This is a genomic window from Arthrobacter sp. N199823 (assembly GCF_002929705.1).
In the GTDB taxonomy this organism is placed as follows: Bacteria; Actinomycetota; Actinomycetes; order Actinomycetales; family Micrococcaceae; genus Specibacter.
The window spans coordinates 1-1,324 of record NZ_PJIN01000037.1; the positions used below are offsets into that span (position 1 = coordinate 1).

1 protein-coding gene is annotated in these 1,324 nt (G+C 60.3%); it reads left to right on the forward strand.

Translation table 11 applies throughout. From position 1 onward, the window contains the following. Positions 1 to 830: 830 nt before the first annotated feature. Positions 831 to 1,324: hypothetical protein (locus CXQ93_RS20120; protein WP_374953435.1), on the forward strand; the 494-nt coding region annotated here is incomplete at its 3' end.

A 1,324-nucleotide genomic window follows, 5' to 3' on the forward strand; every position in this document is an offset into this window, starting at 1 on the left:
CTCGCAGAGCGCGAGAGAAGATGTTTCCTGCGAGTATCCCGGTCCGGGTGAAGGAAGCATTCGCGAAGCGGAAACTAATGTGTTCTGTAGGTGCTGACGGGATGGCCTGGCTGGGCTTACACATGCCAGCGGTCAGTGCTTCAGGGATTTACACGCGTTGTACCCGGATGGCGCGGGCAATCAAGGCTGATGGACTCCGGGCGCAAGCTATCGCTGATGCTGCGGGGACGGGTCAGGATTGTCGTGAGCATAGGACACTGGCGCAGTTACGGGCCGATGTTGCCGCGATCCTGCTACTAGGCCAAAACCTCCCAGAGACCGCCACACAGCTACTCAACAACGCCGAAACCACCCTGACCACCAACAACCCAACCAACCCAGAACCCCGTAACGGGCACACAAAGACCAACACCGGAACGAGCACTGGTCCGAGCACGAGTACTGGTGCTGGGAATCCAGCCAGTCAGAGCACAGGGTCTGGGTCTGGTGTTGATTGTGGAGGTGCTGGAGGGATGGGTGGGCAGGGGTCTGCTTTCGGAGCCACGGTCCGCCACGATGGCCAGGACACGAGGCCGTATGTTCCTCCGTGGTCCGCTAAGAATCCAGCCACCACTGATACCGGCATAAATCCTGATACCACCACAACTTCTGATGCCACGGCCGGTACTGGTGCCGCTACAAGATGTGATGCCACCGGGAGGATGGGTGGCAGTGTTCTTGATCAGGACGACGTCCCTGTCTGGGCCACAAGACCAAACCCCACCAACAATGCACCACCCCGTGGTGCTACGTCCCGTGGTGCCCCTGATTGTTCCGCACCAGGGGGATCCATGCCCGGTGGATCCTTCGATGGTGGTGCGACTGGGGGAGTCGCCCCTAGCGGGGTTGGTGGTGAGGGGACACTACTGCCCACCACCAGCCCTGCCGCCGACCTCTCCACCAGCCCCGCTGCCGCTGCCGCAGGAATAGTTTCCGCTGATTCCGCAACGGATCCCGCCGCAGGAACTAAGTCCTCGGATGTTGCGGCCGCCCTTTATTTCGCTGATCCTGCCGCTCTTGCTGATTCAGAGGGTAGAAACCCGGCAAACCTTCTTGACCTGTTAGATGTGGTGGGGGATGGTTCTGGGTTGGTCGGTGATGTGGTGGATGGGGTGGTGGAGGATCCGCAGGCGGATTATGAACGGCAGTTGGTGGAGTTGGCGGCTCATGGGGTGTTGGTTGATCCGCCGCTGCCGGAGGCGTTGGTATTGGTCAAGGTCCCGTTCTTAGGGTTGTTGGGGATCACGGATGAACCAGCAGAATTGGTGGGGCCTCAGGGTGGTCC